The sequence below is a fragment of the Haloarchaeobius amylolyticus genome (assembly GCF_042678045.1).
Taxonomy (GTDB): Archaea; Halobacteriota; Halobacteria; order Halobacteriales; family Natrialbaceae; genus Natrinema; species Natrinema amylolyticus_A.
In genome coordinates this window covers 650959-667868 of the sequence record NZ_JBHUDI010000011.1, presented here as the reverse complement: position 1 = coordinate 667868, position 16910 = coordinate 650959, and the positions used below count along the sequence as shown (strand labels likewise).

Here is a 16910-nt window from a genome sequence, read left to right as displayed (position 1 = left end):
ATGCGCATCTCGAAGGGCGGCCTCCTCGTCATCATGGCCTTCCTCGCGCCACTGATCGTCGAGTTGCGAACGGTGCTCTCGTGGCTCGGCATCAGACTGTCTGCCGGGGGAACGATTGCACTGGGCGCGGCACTCGTCCTCGCGGTCCTCGTCTGGGCGCTGTGGCCGCCAAACGGTGACACCGAGGCAGAACCAGTCGGTTAAACACGAACGCGTTTTCCGCCGATTTCTTAGAACGTATCGTGCTCGCGGAGTCGATCGACCACCTCGCGAACCCGCTGGGACGCCTCCCGGGGGGCGACGAGCAGTCGGTCGTCGACCGCCGCCACGATCAGGTCGTCGACTGCGAGCAGTGAGACGTGTTTCTCGGGCGCGGCGACGACGTTTCCCGTGGCGTCGATCGCGAGAACCTCGCCTGCAGCGACGTCGTTTCCTGTCTCGTCACCCGCTCCAAGGACGCGACCGACCGCGTCCCACGTTCCGAGATCGTCCCAGTCGACCGACAGCGGGGTGACGAAGACGTCCGTCGCGCGTTCCATGATCGCGTAATCGACGCTGATGGGGGCGGCGGCGTCGAAGCCTTCGTCTGGATTGCCAGCCTCGAGCGCGTCGACCAGCGGCGCGAGCGAAGAGTCGCGCGCCGCGGCCAACAGGGTACTGGGTGTCCAGGCGAAGACGCCGGCGTTCCAGTATGCGCCGCCCTCGACGAGGTCCCGTGCGGTGTCGCGGTCGGGTTTCTCGGTGAACTGCGCGACAGCCGCGTAGTCGCTACCGGATTCGTCGTCGCCGGCCGCCTCCAGTTCGCCGGCGGGAACGACGTATCCATAGCCCGGCGACGGCCGCGTCGGCTCGATTCCGACCGTCACCAGTCCGTCGGTCTCGACGGCGATCTCGGCGGCACGCTCGAGGCGCGCCGCGAACGCCGCGTCGTCGGCAACGTGGTGGTCGCTCGGCAGACAGACCAGAACGGGTTCCGTCTCGAACTGGTCGCGGAGCCGCCAGGCGGCGTAGACCAGCGCCGGGCCGGTATCCTTCCCGGCCGGTTCCACCAGCACGCCCGCCCTGGGCGCGTGGTCGTGGACCGCGTCGGCGAAGGCTTCGCGGGTCAGGACGTAGCGCTCGTCGGCGAACGCCGTTCGACCCACTGTCCGTGCGAGTAATGAGCGCTCACCGACGAGCGAGAGCAACTGTTTGGGCCGGTCGCTCCGACTCGCCGGATAGAGACGACTGCCGATCCCGCCGGCCAGCACACAGGCGACGACGGGGCGGTCCATCTCACCAGGTTTCGATCCGGCCGTTGCGGACGTCCTCGGCACACCCCTCACAATCGGGATGATCCGCCTCGTAACAGGCCGGCCGGTACTCCTCGTCGAGCTTCGCCGCCCGCTGTTCGGCGTAGCGCCGACAGACGATCTTCGCTCGCCCTGCCTCGTCGGTCGGCAACTGGCGGGCGTTTTTCGCCACCTCGTACGCCTCGCGGGCCTCCTCGAGTTGCTCGTCGGTCGATCTGCGAAGCTCTTCGAACTGCTCGCCTGCTCCCTGCAGCGTCGAGCGAACGAATCGCTCGAGCCGACGCCGATCCGCCATGTGCGTCCGTTCGGCTGCCGAACACATATACTGTCGGACGGCCCGAGGTGACGGGTAACTCGTCGGGCCGCCGATGACAACGGTTTTGACGTGGTCGCACATCGCACACAGACATGGCACTCCGCGACACGCTTCGGGGGATCACCTGTCCGATGGTGACGCCCTTCGACGATAGGTCGATCGACGAGGCGGCACTCACCGACCTGCTCGCACACCTGCAGGAAGGCGGCATCGACGCCGTCTTTCCCTGCGGAACAACCGGCGAGTTTCCGAGCCTGACAGTCGACGAACACCGCCGCGTGGTCGAGGTGACCGTCGACCACGCCGAGGTTCCCGTCGTTGCCGGCGCCGCCGCGACGAACATCGACGAGACGGTCGCGGCGATCGACCGCGCCGCCGCCGCGGGAGCCGACGCCGCCGCGATCGTCGCGCCCTACTTCACGACTGCGAACGCACCCGAGGGGAACCAGCAGTTTTTCGAGGCCGTCCTCGACGAGGCGTCGCTTCCCGTACTGCTGTACAATATCCCGCAGTGTACCGGCCAGCGGATCGAGCCCGAGACCGTCGCTGCCGTCGCCGAGCGCGACGGGGCTGTCGGCATCAAGGACTCGAGCGGCGACCTCGAATACTTCCTCTCGGTGCTCGAGGGGACGCCCGACGACTTCCTGTGTCTGCAGGGGTACGACGCGCTGCTGGTCCCTGCGCTTCGCATGGGCGCCGACGGCGGGATCAACGCGCTGTCGAACGTCGTTCCCGAGGTCCTGCATGAGGCGTTCGAGCGGGCCGAAGAGGACCGAGGCCGACAGCTCCAGCGCGACGCGATCGCACCGTTATTTGAGGCGTGTACGACCTACGACTTCGCCCCGGCGACGAAGACCGCACTGGCCGAACGCGACGTCATTCCGTCCGACGAGGTCCGCCCCCCGCTGGTCGCCGTCGATGACGACGGTAGGGAGACGATCGGCGATGCGCTCGAGGACGCCCTCGCAGTCGCCGACCGTTAGCGTCGACCTAAGGACGCCGGTGAGTGGGATCCCGAACCCCATCCCTCGACGCCCGCTGGCGGTTTCTTTCGGCGCTGTTCACTTTCGCTCCGGTGGCGGTACTTTAAATACTATCGGGCGCGAACAGCGGCATGCCTCCCAGTGAAACCAAAGAGGAGGCGAGACACTATGAGCGACGTACGACAGCATGCGGACGACATACACGAGCAGTTTTCGGACCACATAGACGTTAGCGTCGAAGACGTCGAGGAGCGCCTGACCACCCTCGTCGACGAGTACAAAGTTCCGATCGACGAGGCACGACGGAGCGTGACGAATCACTACCTCGAGGAAGCCGGCTTGGAGCGCGAGGACATCTCGGGCGGCGACAGCGAGGCGGCGAACATCGAGGACGTCGACGAACCCGAGGAGTGGATCGACCTCACTGCGAAGGTCATCGAACTCTGGGACCCCCGCAGTGATTCGGTCGCGCAGGTCGGCCTGCTGGGCGACCCAACGGGGACGATCAAGTTCACCAAGTGGGCGAAATCGGAGCTTCCGGCGCTCGAAGAAGGCGGCGTCTACGAACTTCGCAACGTCGTCACCGACGAGTATCAGGGCCGGTACTCGGTCAAACTCAACTCGACGACGGTGATCGAGGAACTCGACGAGGATCTCGAGGTCGGCAACGACACCAGCGAGATCGAGGGTGCACTGGTCGACATGCAAAGCGGTAGCGGCCTCATCAAGCGCTGCCCGGAGGACGATTGCACGCGCGTTCTCCAGAACGGCCGCTGTAACGAACACGGCGAGGTCGAAGGCGAGTTCGACCTCCGGATCAAGGCCGTCGTCGACGACGGCATCGACGCCCACGAGGTCATCTTCGACAAGGACGCCACCGAGGAGCTGACGGGACTGAGTCTCGAAGAGGCGAAAGAGATGGCGATGGACGCCTTGGACACGACCATCGTCGCAGACGAGATCAGTGAGGATATCGTCGGCACCTACTACCGCATCGAGGGGCCCACTTTCGGCCGGTACGTCCTGGCCGACGACGTCGAGGAACTCGGCGGGCCAGCGGATCCCGAGGAACTGCTGATCAAAGCGAGGTCGATGTAACATGAGCCAGGCTGAACTCACCCGCGAAGTCGCCCGCCGCGTCTTCGCCTCCGAATTCAACGATTCGACGTACGCATTCAAAGAGAGCGACGACGAGCGCGCGCCCAACTACGCGTTGCTCCCGACAGGCGATCGCGCGAACCGCGTGTTCGTCGCCGGTACCCTGACTGAAACGGAGGACGTCGGCGACGAAAGCGAGTACTGGCGCGGCCGGGTCGTCGATCCGACCGGGACGTTCTTCGTCTACGCCGGGCAGTACCAGCCCGAGGCCGCCGCGGTCCTGCGAGAGACGGAACCGCCGGCATACGTCTCCATCGTCGGCAAACCCCGCACCTACGAGACCGACGACGGCACCATCAACGTCTCCCTGCGACCCGAATCGATCTCGGTCGTCGACGACGAGACGCGCGACCGCTGGGTCGTCGAAACCGCCGAGCGCACGCTCGACCGCATCGAAGCCTTCGAACAGTGGGAGAGCGAACAGGACGCACCCGAAAGCGCCTCGACCGCGCCGACCAACGAGTACGCCCAGATGGCCCGCGAACAGTACGACTCGCCCGTCGTCAACTACCGGAACGACGTGATCCAGGCACTCGAGAGCTTAGAGACCGTCGGGAACGACGACGCGGAAGCGACGGTCTGACGCGGCAGCCAGCGGGTTCGATTAGCCTCGTTTTTCCGCCGTCTGACGAATGGTTAAGTGTCGTGAACGACGACTAGGGATATCGATGGGGAACAAGAACAAGACCATCTCGTTTCGGGTCAACGAAGACGCGTTCGAGGCGCTACAAGCGATCGCCGCCGAGCGCGACATCTCGCTGTCCGCGGTCTTCCGGGATTACGTCGACCAGCTCGTCGAACACGACGGCCAGGTCGAGGTCGTCCCCGAAGCCGACCTCGAGGCCCGTACGAGCGAGGACGACGACGTCTCGTTCCCGCCGACCGTCGAAGTTCCGAAGCGGTTCATCCGCGAACACGAGCGGCTGGAACTCGAGGCCGAACACCTCCGGGAGCAACTCGACGAATACAAGGGCTACGTCAACGAGCTGCAGGATCGACTCGAAGACGAGGAAGACGAAGTGCTCCTGCTCGACGAGTTAGACGACGAGAGCGACTCGTACCAGCTTCGGTAGCGTCCCCGCCCGTATCGTATCCGCCCTTCCCTTCTCCAAAACGCGTCAGGTTCGAGCATGACGGCCCTGTCAGCAACGGGTTCGTGAGGCCCAATCGCGTCACGATGGCGCAAGCCTTATGTACATATGAGTACGTCGATGTACAATAATGAACTCCGATACGGAGCTCGCCCCCGCGGTGCAGTCGATTCTCGAGGCGGCCCGGGAGCGGTCGGGCGGTGACGGCGTCGACGTCGACGCACGCTCGGTTCCCGACGCGCTGGCCGACGCCGAGGCCGCGGGGCGAGTCCCAGTGATCGCGGAGGTAAAACCGACGAGTCCAACGGCCGACGGGACGCGAGACGACGATCCAGTCGAGTTAGCGCAGGCGATGGTCGACGGCGGCGCAACGGCGCTGTCGGTGCTCACTGAGCCGACCCACTTCGGCGGTTCGCCCGAGGCGCTGACCCGAATTCGGGAGGCCGTCGACGTTCCCGTCTTGCGCAAGGACTTCGTCCTCGACGAAGCCGGGATGGACGTCGTCGAGGCCGACCTCCTGCTTTTGATCGCGCGGTTCGTCGACGACCTCGCAGGCCTCGTCACCGCTGCCCGCGAGCGTGGCTTCCAGCCGCTGGTCGAAGTTCACGACCGCGACGAACTCGAGACCGCCCTCGCGGCGGGCGCGGACCTGATTGGCGTAAACAACCGCGACCTGGCCAAACTCGAGGTCGACCTCGAAACCTTCGAGTCAGTGGCACCCGAGGTACCTGATGACGTGACGCTGATCGCCGAGAGCGGGATTTCGTCGCCGGAAGACGTGCGACGGATGCGCGAGGCGGGCGCAGACGCGTTGCTCGTCGGCAGTGCGATCATGGACCACGGCGCGGGCGACAGCGACGTAACCGAGAACACGCGTCGACTGGTCGAGGCGGAATCGGACGCTGCGACCGAGACGGAGACGACATGAGCGACCAAGACGGAGACACCCAGACATGAGTACGGAACGCGAACGCGACGGAGAGAGCGGGCGAACGGGGACGTTCGGCGACTATGGCGGCCAGTACGTGCCCGAGGCGCTGATGCCGGCCGTCCAGGAACTCGAGGACGCCTACGAGCGCTACGTCCTCGACAACGAGGACGGCTTCATGGACGAGTTCCGCAAGCGGATGCGCGAGTTCGGCGGGCGGCCGACGCCGCTCCAGCGCGCGGATCGGCTGAGCGAGCGCTACGACCGCGAGATCTACCTCAAACGAGAGGACCTGCTCCACGGCGGGGCGCACAAGCTGAACAACGCGCTCGGGCAGGTCCTGCTCGCGAAGTACATGGGCAAAGAGCGGATCATCGCCGAGACCGGCGCGGGCCAACACGGCACCGCGACGGCGATGGCCGCGGCCCACCTCGACATGCCTTGTGAGATCTACATGGGCCGAACCGACGTCAACCGCCAGCGCCCCAACGTCTACCGAATGCGGATGAACGGGGCCGAGGTCAACCCGGTCGAGGCCGGCAGCGGGACGCTGAAGGAGGCGATCAACGAGACGATGCGCGACTGGGCGACCACCGTCGAGCGGACCCACTACGTGATCGGCTCGGTCGTCGGCCCCCACCCGTTCCCGCAGATGGTCCGGGACTTCCAGGCGGTCATCGGCAAGGAAGCCCGCGAGCAGATCCAGGAGAAAGCGGGTCGGCTGCCAGACAGCGTCGTCGCCTGCGCTGGCGGCGGTTCGAACACGATGGGCACCTTCCACGCGTTCGTTCCAGATGACAGCGTCGATCTCTACGCCGTCGAGGCCGGCGGCTCGAGCCTCGAGATCGACGAAGACGAAGGGCTCGCGCCCAACTCCGCGACGCTGTCGACGGGTACCGACGGCGTCCTCCACGGCGCGATGACGAAGCTGCTCCAGAGTACGGAAGGGCAGATCATGGAGTCCCACAGCGTCAGCGCAGGACTCGACTACGCCGGCGTCGGCCCGGAACTGTCCCATCTCGTCGAGACGGGCCGCGTGACGCCCGCGAGCGTCGACGACGAGGTTGCGCTCAACGGCTTCCACCGGCTCTCCCGGCTCGAGGGGATCATTCCAGCACTCGAGTCGAGTCACGCGCTCGGCTATTTAGAAGAGGCTCACGAAGACCTCGGCGACCTCGTCGTCGTCAACGTTTCCGGCCGCGGCGACAAGGACCTCGAGACAGTGCTCGAGGAGACCGAGAAACGCGATCTCGCTGCCGCACCCGAAGTGGAGGTGTTCGACCAGTGAGCGACGACCGACAGTACGACAGTGACATCGAGGCGGCCATTCGCGAGAACTACCCTGCTCTCATCACCTACATTACCGCAGGTGATCCGTCGCTCGAGGACACCAAGGAGTACGTCGAGGCGCTCGATCGTGGCGGCTCGGATCTGATCGAACTCGGCCTGCCGTTTTCGGAGCCGATCGCCGAGGGACCGACGATCCAGGCCGCGATCAACCGCGCGCTCGATGCCGGCACGACCCCCCAGGCCTTTTTCGAGTTAGTCGACGACCTCGAGACTGAGGCCCCGCTGCTGGTAATGACCTACTACAACATGATCCTCCAGTACGGCTCGGAACCCGACGTTCGTCCCTTCGTCGAACGCGCGGCCGAGGCTGGTCTCTCGGGGATCATCGTCCCCGACCTGCCAGCCGAGGAGTCCGAGCCGCTCCGCGTGGCCTGTGACGATCACGGGCTCGATCTCGTCTTCATCGTCGCGCCGACGACCGAGGGCGAGCGCCTCGAGACGATTATGTCCCAGGTTTCCGGCTTTGCCTACGTGCAAGCGCGGCTCGGGACGACGGGTGCGCGCGCGAACGTGTCGGGAGCGACCCACGACAGCCTCGCGCGGCTCTCGGCGTACGACGTGCCCAAGGCGGTCGGCTTCGGCGTCAGCGAGGGCGATCACGCCGCCGAGATCATCGAGGCCGGCGCGGACGGCGTCATCGTCGGCAGCGCGCTGATCGACCTGATCGCCTCGAGCGACGATCCAGGCGACGCCGCCGACGCACTCGAGGCCAAGGCCCGCGAACTCAAGCGGGGTGCCCGCCGCGGTGCGGACAACGTCACGGTCGATCACGAAGATGCACCGGAACCAGAACAGCCATAACTGCAAGCTTGCTACACTCCCGCAATGACCACAGGAATTGACGCACGACTCGATCGAATCGGGACAGACGGATCGTACGTAATCGTCCCAATGGACCACGGCATCACGATGGGTGCCGTCCAGGGGCTGAAAGACATCGAAGCGACCATCGACGGTGTCACCAGCGGCGGCGCGGACGCGGTCCTCACGCAGAAAGGGGTCGCACCCCGCGTCCACGACAACAAGAACGGCCAGGGCTACATCGTCCACCTCAACGGCTCGACGACGATCGGTCCTGACGAACAGGACAAGCGGATGACCGGGACTGTCGAGGAGGCCGTCCGGGTCGGTGCCGATGCCGTCTCCTTCCACATCAACGTCGGCTCGGACCACGAACCCGACCAGATCAGCCAGCTCTCGGAGGTCACCGAGCAGGCCCAGCGATTCGGGATGCCGGTCCTCGCGATGGCCTACGCCCGCGGCCCGGGTGTCGACTCCGAGGACCCCGAAGCGCTCGGCCACGCGGTCCGCCTCGCCGAAGAACTCGGCGCCGACATCGTCAAAACGGGCTACAGCGGCGACGCCGATAGCTTCCAGCACGTCGTCGAGTCGACCCGGCTGCCGGTGGTCATCGCCGGCGGCTCGAAGGGAACCGACCGCGAGACCATCGAGATGGTCCGCGGCGTGATGGATGCCGGCGGTGCCGGTGTCTCGATGGGCCGCTCGATCTTCCAGCACGAAGACCCCGAAGCGATCGCCCGCGCGGTCGCCGGCGTCGTCCACGACGATCTCTCGACCGACGACGCACTGGCCGAGGCAGGACTCGCACTCGAGGCCTGAGCGTCCCCACCTCACGCCTCCTACTTCTCCGCGCCGCTCGGTCCACTTTGGACCGCCATTCAGTTATCCGGATAGTGGCCAGCCCACGGTCGGGCCCGCTCGAGAGCCCCAGCGACCGCGAGCACGTCCGCCTCCGCGTACCGGCGGCCGACGATCTGGAGGCCGATCGGCAGCCCGTCGTCGGTGAGGCCGGCGGGGACCGACGCGACCGGGTGGCCGGTCAGGTTGAACACCCAGGTGAGCATCGCGTCGGTCGGAATCCCGTCGACGGCCTGTCCGTCGATCTCCGTCGGGTACCGATCGGCCAGCCGTTTTCCGTACGGCGGCACCGTCAGCGTCGGCGTCACGAGCGCGTCGTGGCCGGTCAGCGCGTCCTCGATCGCGTCGTAGGCCCGCGCCCGGGGACCGTTTGCGAGCCGTTCCTCGACCGCACTCGTGTCGTCGGCCAGGGCGATCGTCGACCGGAGGGTTTCTTCGACATCGGCAGTCTCGAGGTCGATCCCGTACCGCTCCTCGAGTCGGGCCGCAAGCGCGGCGAAGTAGCCGCCGACTTGCGTGTAGTACGCCGAGCGGAGTGTCTCGTAGGCTGGAAGTGAGACGTCCACATCGTCGACGGTCACGCCTGCGGCCGCGAGGTCGTCGATTGCGTCGCCGACGATCCCGCGGACGATCGGATCGACGGGCTGTAAGTCCAGGTTTGGGCTATAGCCGACGGAGAGATCGGCCGCCGGCCGATCCGTCGCCGGGAACACGTCGTCGCCGTCCGGAACGCTGAGTGGGTCGCGATCGTCCTGTCCCGAGAGGATATCGAACGCGAGCGCGACGTCCTCGGTCGAGCGGCCGATCGGGCCGCCGACCATAAAGGGCGTGTGCGTCCCGAAGGCATCGAGCCGGGAATCGGCCGGCACGCGCCCAAGGCTGGGTTTGAGACCGATAACGTGACAGCACGACGCTGGCACTCGAAGGGAGCCGCCGATGTCCGAGCCGGTAGCGATCGTCGCGAGACCTGCTGCGACCGCCGCTGCGGAGCCACCGGAGGAGCCGCCGGCAGACCGCTCGCGGTCGAACGGCGTCGCCGTCGGCCCGACGAGGCGGTTGTCGGTCTTGATTGTGTGAGCGAGCGCGGGCGTGTTGGTGGTGCCGACGATCACCGCACCGGCCGCCTCGAGCCGTTCGACGGTGACCGAATCCGTGCTGGCGACGTGGTCCGACAGCGCCGCCAGCCCCATCGTGTTCCGGACACCCGCCTTTCGATCGCGGAGGTCCTTGATCGCGACTGGCACCCCGTGCAGCGGGCCGAGATCCTCACCGGCCGCGGCCGCGCGGTCGGCCTCGCGGGCACGTTCCCGGGCCGCGTCCGCGATGACCGTCACGTAGGCGTTCAGGTCGTCGGTCGCCCCGATCCGCTCGAGGATGGTCTCGACGGTTGCCAGCGAGGATCGCTCGCCGCGCCGGATCGCGTCCGCGAGCTCCCGTGCGGACGAGTTGGTGTCAGTGTTCATGAACTATCGACCCGGTTCGAGGTGATAAAAGTCGGGGAGGTCGCTCATACGGTTTGCTGTAACGATGTACCGGTGGGACCGCAGGGCGGTCGCGGTCCCACCGGCAATGACTTACAGTAGACCGTATCAGTGGCAGTGCGTATCCAGATGCACGTCGCGGTCGGCGTAGCGCGGCGACAGTTCGACGGTGGCGTGATCGACGCCGTGGCCGGCGAGTTCGTCGTGTATCCGGCGCGTGACTGCCTCGGCGTCGGCCATCGTCTCGACGTCCGTTTCGACGTGGACCGTCGCGACCGTGATCTGGCTGCAGATCTGCCAGGCGTGGAAGTCGTCGACCGCCGTGACGCCCTCGATATCACGGATGTGCGCACGGATCTCGTCGCTCTCGAGGGGCGTCTTGAGGAAGAAGATCTCGCCGCTGCCGCGCAACACGGTGGCCGCCGACCAGGTCACGACAACGGCGATCAGCGCCGCAGTGATCGGATCGATGACGTGGATCCCGGTCAGTTCGATCGCCAGCACGGAGACGATGACGGCGACCGAGCCGCCGGCATCGCCAAGCAGGTGGTAGAACGCGCCCTTCTCGTTAAGACTCATCGCGTCGCCGTGGAGGACGTAGACGGAGCCAATGTTGACCAGCAGTCCGCCGAGGGCGATGGCGATCGTTGGCCCAGTCCCGATAGCGATCGGATCGAGGAATCGCTGGTAGGACTCCCAGAGGATAAAGCCGACCATCGGCAACAGGAACAGGCCGTTGAGGAAGGCAGCGAACGGCTCGAGACGGTGGAGGCCGTACGACCAGCGCTCACCGTTGCCGTAGTCTTCGGCGACGTAGGCGGCGGCGAAGGCCATCACGTACGCGAGCGCGTCGAACAGCATGTGGACGGCGTCGCTGATGAGCGCGACAGAGCCAAACGCCAGCCCGCCCGCGAGTTCGACGAGGAAGCCGACGACGTTGATCAGCGAGACGGCGGCGAGCTTGCGGCTGCTCGTCGACTCGCCACCGTGGCCGTGGCCGCCGTGATCGTGCCCGTGACCGTCGTGTGAGTCGTCGTGAGCGTGCGCCGACTCGTTGGGGCTCATCGTACGTCGAATTCGGGGCGTCTTGCTTATTAATTCGGCTACTATTAAACGGCGTTTAGACTATCATTATTAGCAACATTTATCATCTGAATTGTTAACAGCTGCAGCGGACGATCCCTCGATCGGTCGCTCTACCGGAACCATTTCGGCAGCGGGCTTCCTTCTCGAGTCCGTGACGGACGGCGAAGCATACACGCTCGCGGACGAGATCGTGGCCCGCGCACGGATCCATGCCCGCGAGGTCGTCGACGAATACGGGTTAGCGGTCGACCTGTCGGCCCTCGAGTGGACCGTCTCGGCACGAGCACGCCGCCGGGCGGGGGCGTGTCGCTGGCAGCCGGATCGGGAGGTGGCGACGATCGTCCTCGCTCGGCGCGCCTATGAGCGCTACGATTGGCCCGCATTCGCGGGAATCGTCCGCCACGAACTCGTCCACGCCTGGGAGTTTCAACAGTTCGGCGAGTCCGGGCATGGGTCGCGGTTTCGCGAGCGGGCCGCGGCGCTCGAGGCCCCGCGCTACTGCGAATCGTTCGCCGAGCCGCGGTACGTCCTCCGGTGTCGCGCCGCCGACTGCGACTGGCACGCGACGCGCCATCGCGCCTCGAAACCGGTGAAGGCACCCAACCAGTACCGCTGTGGGGCCTGCGGCGGAGTCTATGAGGTCGAACACGCAGCAAGCGGCCGCACGTGGACGACCGCGAGTGGCTACGGCGGCGCAAAAGCGGCCCTCGGCGACGACTGGTAGGAAGAGATTGGACAGGGTAAGCACATCCGGGGCTGTCAGAACGTGATGATAGTACAGCAAACCGGTGAATCATGGCCGAAAACGGGTCAAGTCGACCGCGGAACACTTATTCGCCTCACGACACCTGTTTTGGGTATGGGAATACTCGAGCAAATGCTGGGCAAGACACGCCCTGGGGAACAGGGCATCAAAGAGCAATCGTACACGCTCCCGAAAGAGACACACGACTTCGTCTATCCCGTCGCGGTCCGGCGCGACGAACTCGAGGGGTTCGCCGATCTGGTCAAGGCCGAAGCGGACGCACCGCCGCTTGCGGACGCCAGCGGCGATCTCCAGTCGGTCTTCGACGGCGTGGTCGGCGAGGGCGGCGTCGACGCCGACGACCTGGCCGAACAGATGAGCCAGCCCCGGAAGGCAGTCGAGCCCATGATCGACACCTGGCAGGACGCGATCGATCAAGACATCGGCGTCGTCTACGCTCGCATCGGTGCCTACGAGAACCTGCTGGCGTTCGTCAAGTTCTGCAAGCAACGCGACGAGGACGACGACGACCCGTTCGAGCTCCCCGAGACCTTCTCGAAGGCAGCGGCGCTGCTCAAGCGCCTCGAGGAAGGTACCGACACCCAGTACCGCGCGCTGGTCCACACTGACCTCTTGCCAGATCAGTAACGGAACCCGCGAACGGCGCTGTCTCCCGTGGCTTAGACGATCATCTCGAGCCCCTCGAGCGACGCGAGTTCGTAGGTCGGTACGTGCTCGCCGGGCTCGTCGCGGCCGAGGTCGAGCCAGGCCGAGTCGAGTCCCATCGCGTTCGCGCCCGCGACGTCGGCGTGCAGCGAGTCGCCGACGTGGATCGCCGCGTCGGGCGTGACCGCGAGTTCGGTCAGCGCGCGTTCGAACGGGGCCGCGCTCGGTTTGGGACCGATGCCGGCGCTCGGCTCCGTAAAGACCTGCACGTCGAAGGCGTCCTCGATCCCGAGCGTTCGGAGTTTCTGCGTCTGTGTCGGCCGGCCGCCGTTCGTGATGAGCCCGACGTGGGCCCGATCGCGGGCGTACTCGAGTACGGTCTCCGCACCGGGTCTGAACTCGACGGCGGTCGGATCTCGCACGTCGAGATACTCCGCGGCGAGCGTCGGTGCGACGTCCGTCTCGACGCCGGATCTGTCCGCGACTTCGGCGAAGAGGTGTTCGTAGAACTCGCGATCCGTCTCGGCGGTCGGCAGCTCCGGAACCGCCGCTCGCAGCTCTGCCGGCGTACAGAACTGCTCGTGGCCGGCCCGGTCGAACGTCGCCTCGAGCAGGTCCGTGGCGTCCTGGGTCGGCTCGCAGAGGGTGCTGTCGAGATCGAAATAGACCGCGTCGTAGGCTGCCATCTATGGTGGTGTAAGCGCGCGGGCGTTCTCAACGTTTCGCCGACTAGATGGACTACAGTAGCCACTGAAAGTCAGTGCACACCTGATCGCACGAGGACTGGGCGATCAGTGTGTGAACAGTTTCAGTTGTTACTATAGCTGTCGCTGGTATCACTGTCGAGAACACCTCGAAAGCCCCGACACCGCACACGGGCTGCTACTCGCTGCGCGCCTCGGCTCACGTCGTTCGCCTGCGGTGCTTGCGTCGTTTCGCTCCGTGTGCGGTGTCGCCCCTTTCATTCCCACCCGGCGGTGGTTTGAGACGGTCTGCTGTCCCGATTTTTCGGTGCAACCGCGGGACGGATTAGGTTGCACCGGAACTGACTGCCAGGAGTCCGTGTGCCGAAGTCGCCGAAACGGGTCGGTTGATCGGATCGGATTCGACTCGAGTCGCAGGGTACTTCCACGATCAGCGTTCGTGGAGACGGCTGTGGCAGGGTGGCTGCCTGTGGCGCTCGGACAGAATCGGCGACCTCGTCACCCCTGCCCGATTCGCCACGTTCAAGCCGGTTCCCTTCGAGGGTCGATTTATGACGCGAACTGTCTGGGTAAAAGCCGACGACGCCGTCGGTGACTGGGACGACCGCCGGGCGCGGATCACCGCCGCGCTCGAGGCGGGTGCAGATTGGGTACTGGTCGACGAGGACGATGTCGAGCGCGTCCGCGAGCTCGGCGACATCAACGTCGCGGCGTTCCGGACCGACGGCGACGTGACGCTGGTCGACGACATCGACAATGCCGAGAGCGACGACGAGCCGTCCACACAGGCTGACGCTATCATCGTCGGGAAAGAGGGCGAAGGCGACGCGACGATCGATCTGCCGGAGGACTTCTCCGGCTCGGCGGACCTCTCGACACTGCGCCGTGACGGCGACTTCGAACGGGGTGCGTACGTCCGCATCCTCGGCAAGGAGTACGAGCACTTCGCCGAGACCGCCGCCGAGGAAGCCGACCACACGATCGTCGTCGGCGAAGACTGGACGATCATTCCCCTCGAAAACTTGATCGCCCGCATCGGCGAGGAGACCGACCTCGTCGCCGGCGTCACCAGCGCCGAGGAAGCCAAGACGGCCTTCGAAACCCTCGAGATCGGCTCCGACGCCGTCTTGCTCGACTCCGACGACCCCGACGAGATCCGCAAGACCGTCGAGGTTCGCGACGAGGCCGCCCGCGAGAGCCTCGACCTCGAGTACGCCGAAGTGCTCGACGTCGAACGGGCCGGCAGCGCCGACCGGGTCTGTGTCGACACCGGCAGTCTGCTCGAGCACGACGAGGGGATGCTCGTCGGCTCGATGAGCCGCGGGCTCGTGTTCGTCCACGCCGAGACGGCCGAATCGCCGTACGTCGCCTCCCGACCGTTCCGGGTCAACGCGGGTGCAGTCCACGCCTACGTCCGCACGCCCGACGGCGGGACGAAGTACCTCGCGGGACTGCAAAGCGGTGACGAGGTACAGGTCGTCGACACCGACGGCAACACCCGCGAGGCCATCGTCGGCCGTGTCAAAATCGAGCAGCGGCCGATGTTCCGAATCGCCCTCGAGACCGAAAACGGCGATCGGGTCGAGACGCTGCTTCAGAACGCCGAGACGATCAAAGTCGCCTCCTCGGAAGGGCGCAAGGCAGTGACGGACCTCGAAGCCGGCGACGAGATCCTGCTGTACTACGAGGATACGGCCCGCCACTTCGGCGAGGCCGTCGACGAGAGTATTATCGAGAAGTAACGGCCCGGCTTGTCACAACCGGTCGATTCTGTCTCAGCTGTCTTTCTCCGGGTCGAGCGTGTCGGACTCGAGTCGCGTCGTACACCAGTGACAGAACGCGAGATCCTCGTCGACGTCCTTGCCGCATTCGGGACAGGTCGCCTCGTCCGCAGTACTGCCGGACGAATAGCCGAGCGCGCGAAAGGCCGCGTCGATCGTCGCAAAGAGGGCGATAAACGAGAGGAAAAATTGCGCCATCGGATCGATGTTCTCGGCCATGGCGGTCGCCTGTGTGATGGCCTCGTCGTAACTCGTCGGCTCGGCGGCCGCGAGTTGCTCGATCGGGAGCAAGAAGGCACTCGCCGCGAGGAACAGGCCAGCGAAAACGGCGGCGCGAAGCCAGTCACGAGAGAGGACGTGGCCCGCACCGGGCATGATCACCGACAAACCGGCAGCGAGTATCGCGCGGAGCCATGTCATTGTACGTGGGGATGGTAGGGGACCGCTGCCCTTAACATTCCGATTTCGATTATTCTCGCGCGCCAGACTGACAGAACGTTGCGAACGGGGGCCACTCGGCAGTCAGATCGCTACGACTCGTCGCACGCGTTGACCGTCGTTTCGATCGTCGTCGAACCCGTCGTGACCCGGATTTCGATCGGCACGCGGGCCTCGCCGTCGCAAGACGCTCCGGTCACGTCGATCGAGCCGTTCTCACCAGGTCCGATCGAATCGGGCGGGTTGGCCGTCACATTTGCTGCCCGACTATCAGCTTGTGAAACCGTGAGGTTCTCTTCGGCACGGTTCGTCACCGTGACGGTAGACCCGTTTTGCGTGCCGCTGAACGACACCAGCTGCTCCGACTCGCTATCGGCAATCGCCACCTCGACCGGCCGTTCGACCGCAACCGAACTCACGCCACCGCTCGAGACGAGGAGCGAGACGAGCGCGAGGCCGACCATCGCGATTCCAACTCTCGACGTCATCGCGGCGGGTCACCCCGTCCGATTCGATTGCGACGTGCGTAGCTCGTATGCACGACCGCGGTGACGCCGAACATCGCGACGAAAATCCCCGCGAGTGCCGTGCCGCCGAGCTCGACGAACGGGAAAATTGTATGCTGGGCGAGCACGGTCAGTGCCAGCCCGACGACGGTCAGCCCGAGATAGACGTGACTCCACGGGATGTCCCGTGCAGGGACGTACTCGAGGTACATCTGGAGTTCCGCCGCCTCGTCGGTCAGTTCGACGACGCCGCGGGACTGGTCGTACTCGATTGCGCCGGCCTCGTCGAGTTTCGGCAGATGCGACTGCCGGAGCGCGGTGTAGACGCGCTTTCGCTTCTTCCAGGGCAGCTCGTCGGCCGGGACATCGTACTCCCAGGCCGAAATCGAGTCGACGAGCGACCGCAGGTCGACGCGCTGTTTCTCGGTCTGCTTGAGATAGTGGAGCACCCACCGCCGTCGACGGTTGCTCAGCATCGTGAATATCTCGTCACGAGTCAGTTCGTCCGTCTGCGATTCGTCTCGCTTCGAAAGCGTCGTCACCCCATCATCCCCCACCAGCCCTGTTATCGGTTAGTCTGTTAATTAATTGGAAGCTATAGATCGCGAGACCGGTGACGATCCTCGGGGACCGCTGACCCGGTTTCGGAGCGACCATCACTGAACCGCTTCAAACCGACATAACTGAAATGAACTGTCATTCGAGCCGATACGGGCTCAACGACAG

At 65.5% G+C, this 16910-nt stretch carries 20 protein-coding genes; 12 read left to right on the top strand and 8 right to left on the bottom strand.

Annotated features, from left to right (window positions below):
• Positions 1–204, top strand: a complete 204-nt coding sequence (locus ACFR99_RS19515) for a CbaC protein (RefSeq protein WP_390291145.1) — start codon at positions 1–3, stop codon at positions 202–204.
• A gap of 26 nt (positions 205–230) precedes the next feature.
• Here the strand turns inward: ACFR99_RS19515 and ACFR99_RS19510 are convergent, their stop codons facing one another.
• Together ACFR99_RS19510 and ACFR99_RS19505 are read right to left on the bottom strand one after the other, a co-directional pair.
• Positions 231–1274, bottom strand: a complete 1044-nt coding sequence (locus tag ACFR99_RS19510) for a mannose-1-phosphate guanylyltransferase (protein WP_390291142.1) — start codon at positions 1272–1274, stop codon at positions 231–233.
• A 1-nt stretch (position 1275) separates the two neighbouring features.
• Positions 1276–1587, bottom strand: coding sequence for a DUF7091 family protein (locus ACFR99_RS19505; protein ID WP_390291139.1), 312 nt, complete (start codon positions 1585–1587; stop codon positions 1276–1278).
• A gap of 113 nt (positions 1588–1700) precedes the next feature.
• On the opposite strand from ACFR99_RS19505, the gene dapA reads away from it, so the two are divergent.
• The 8 genes from dapA to ACFR99_RS19465 all read left to right on the top strand — a co-directional run bounded on the left by dapA (position 1701) and on the right by ACFR99_RS19465 (position 8738).
• Positions 1701–2591, top strand: a complete 891-nt coding sequence (dapA, locus tag ACFR99_RS19500; RefSeq protein ID WP_390291136.1) for a 4-hydroxy-tetrahydrodipicolinate synthase — start codon at positions 1701–1703, stop codon at positions 2589–2591.
• A gap of 168 nt (positions 2592–2759) precedes the next feature.
• The gene (locus ACFR99_RS19495; protein ID WP_390291133.1) at positions 2760–3689 is read left to right on the top strand and encodes a replication factor A; all 930 of its coding nucleotides are present in this window, start codon (positions 2760–2762) and stop codon (positions 3687–3689) included.
• A gap of 1 nt (position 3690) precedes the next feature.
• Positions 3691–4332, top strand: coding sequence for an RPA family protein (locus ACFR99_RS19490; protein WP_390291130.1), 642 nt, complete (start codon positions 3691–3693; stop codon positions 4330–4332).
• An 85-nt stretch (positions 4333–4417) separates the two neighbouring features.
• Positions 4418–4822, top strand: coding sequence for a DUF8146 domain-containing protein (locus ACFR99_RS19485; RefSeq protein WP_390291127.1), 405 nt, complete (start codon positions 4418–4420; stop codon positions 4820–4822).
• Between the two features lie 148 nt (positions 4823–4970).
• Positions 4971–5768, top strand: a complete 798-nt coding sequence (gene trpC / locus ACFR99_RS19480; protein WP_390291124.1) for an indole-3-glycerol phosphate synthase — start codon at positions 4971–4973, stop codon at positions 5766–5768.
• A 25-nt stretch (positions 5769–5793) separates the two neighbouring features.
• The gene (trpB, locus tag ACFR99_RS19475) at positions 5794–7056 is read left to right on the top strand and encodes a tryptophan synthase subunit beta (protein WP_390291121.1); all 1263 of its coding nucleotides are present in this window, start codon (positions 5794–5796) and stop codon (positions 7054–7056) included.
• Complete coding sequence (gene trpA, locus ACFR99_RS19470; protein ID WP_390291118.1) at positions 7053–7919, top strand: tryptophan synthase subunit alpha; 867 nt, start codon at positions 7053–7055, stop codon at positions 7917–7919. Before trpB ends, trpA begins: the two co-directional genes overlap by 4 nt.
• Positions 7920–7943: 24 nt before the next feature.
• Entirely contained in the window at positions 7944–8738 is a 795-nt protein-coding gene (locus ACFR99_RS19465) for a 2-amino-3,7-dideoxy-D-threo-hept-6-ulosonate synthase (RefSeq protein ID WP_390291115.1), read from the top strand.
• Positions 8739–8797: 59 nt separating this feature from the next.
• On the opposite strand, the gene ACFR99_RS19460 is transcribed toward ACFR99_RS19465, so the two are convergent.
• Together ACFR99_RS19460 and ACFR99_RS19455 are read right to left on the bottom strand one after the other, a co-directional pair.
• Positions 8798–10240 carry an amidase gene (locus ACFR99_RS19460; RefSeq protein WP_390291112.1) on the bottom strand — a complete coding sequence of 481 codons (1443 nt, stop codon included), beginning with the start codon at positions 10238–10240 and terminating at the stop codon, positions 8798–8800.
• Positions 10241–10366: 126 nt separating this feature from the next.
• Entirely contained in the window at positions 10367–11323 is a 957-nt protein-coding gene (locus ACFR99_RS19455; protein WP_390291109.1) for a cation diffusion facilitator family transporter, read from the bottom strand.
• Positions 11324–11495: 172 nt separating this feature from the next.
• On the opposite strand from ACFR99_RS19455, the gene ACFR99_RS19450 reads away from it, so the two are divergent.
• Both ACFR99_RS19450 and ACFR99_RS19445 read left to right on the top strand, forming a co-directional pair.
• Positions 11496–12068, top strand: coding sequence for a SprT family zinc-dependent metalloprotease (locus tag ACFR99_RS19450; protein ID WP_390291107.1), 573 nt, complete (start codon positions 11496–11498; stop codon positions 12066–12068).
• Between the two features lie 135 nt (positions 12069–12203).
• Positions 12204–12737: a hypothetical protein gene (locus tag ACFR99_RS19445; protein ID WP_390291104.1), complete on the top strand. Its 534-nt coding sequence runs from the start codon at positions 12204–12206 to the stop codon at positions 12735–12737.
• 32 nt (positions 12738–12769) lie between these two features.
• On the opposite strand, the gene ACFR99_RS19440 is transcribed toward ACFR99_RS19445, so the two are convergent.
• On the bottom strand, positions 12770–13441 hold the full coding sequence (locus tag ACFR99_RS19440) for an HAD family hydrolase (RefSeq protein ID WP_390291102.1): 672 nt from the start codon (positions 13439–13441) through the stop codon (positions 12770–12772).
• 569 nt (positions 13442–14010) lie between these two features.
• On the opposite strand from ACFR99_RS19440, the gene ACFR99_RS19435 reads away from it, so the two are divergent.
• Positions 14011–15201 carry a 3-dehydroquinate synthase II gene (locus tag ACFR99_RS19435; RefSeq protein ID WP_390291100.1) on the top strand — a complete coding sequence of 397 codons (1191 nt, stop codon included), beginning with the start codon at positions 14011–14013 and terminating at the stop codon, positions 15199–15201.
• 33 nt (positions 15202–15234) lie between these two features.
• Here the strand turns inward: ACFR99_RS19435 and ACFR99_RS19430 are convergent, their stop codons facing one another.
• The 3 genes from ACFR99_RS19430 to ACFR99_RS19420 all read right to left on the bottom strand — a co-directional run bounded on the left by ACFR99_RS19430 (position 15235) and on the right by ACFR99_RS19420 (position 16741).
• Positions 15235–15660 carry a DUF7575 domain-containing protein gene (locus ACFR99_RS19430; protein ID WP_390291097.1) on the bottom strand — a complete coding sequence of 142 codons (426 nt, stop codon included), beginning with the start codon at positions 15658–15660 and terminating at the stop codon, positions 15235–15237.
• 110 nt (positions 15661–15770) lie between these two features.
• A complete protein-coding gene (locus tag ACFR99_RS19425; RefSeq protein WP_390291094.1) occupies positions 15771–16166 on the bottom strand; it encodes a hypothetical protein in 396 nt (131 codons plus the stop codon).
• A complete protein-coding gene (locus ACFR99_RS19420; RefSeq protein WP_390291091.1) occupies positions 16163–16741 on the bottom strand; it encodes a DUF7344 domain-containing protein in 579 nt (192 codons plus the stop codon). The genes ACFR99_RS19425 and ACFR99_RS19420 overlap by 4 nt, the downstream gene beginning before the upstream one ends.
• Positions 16742–16910 lie beyond the last annotated feature (169 nt).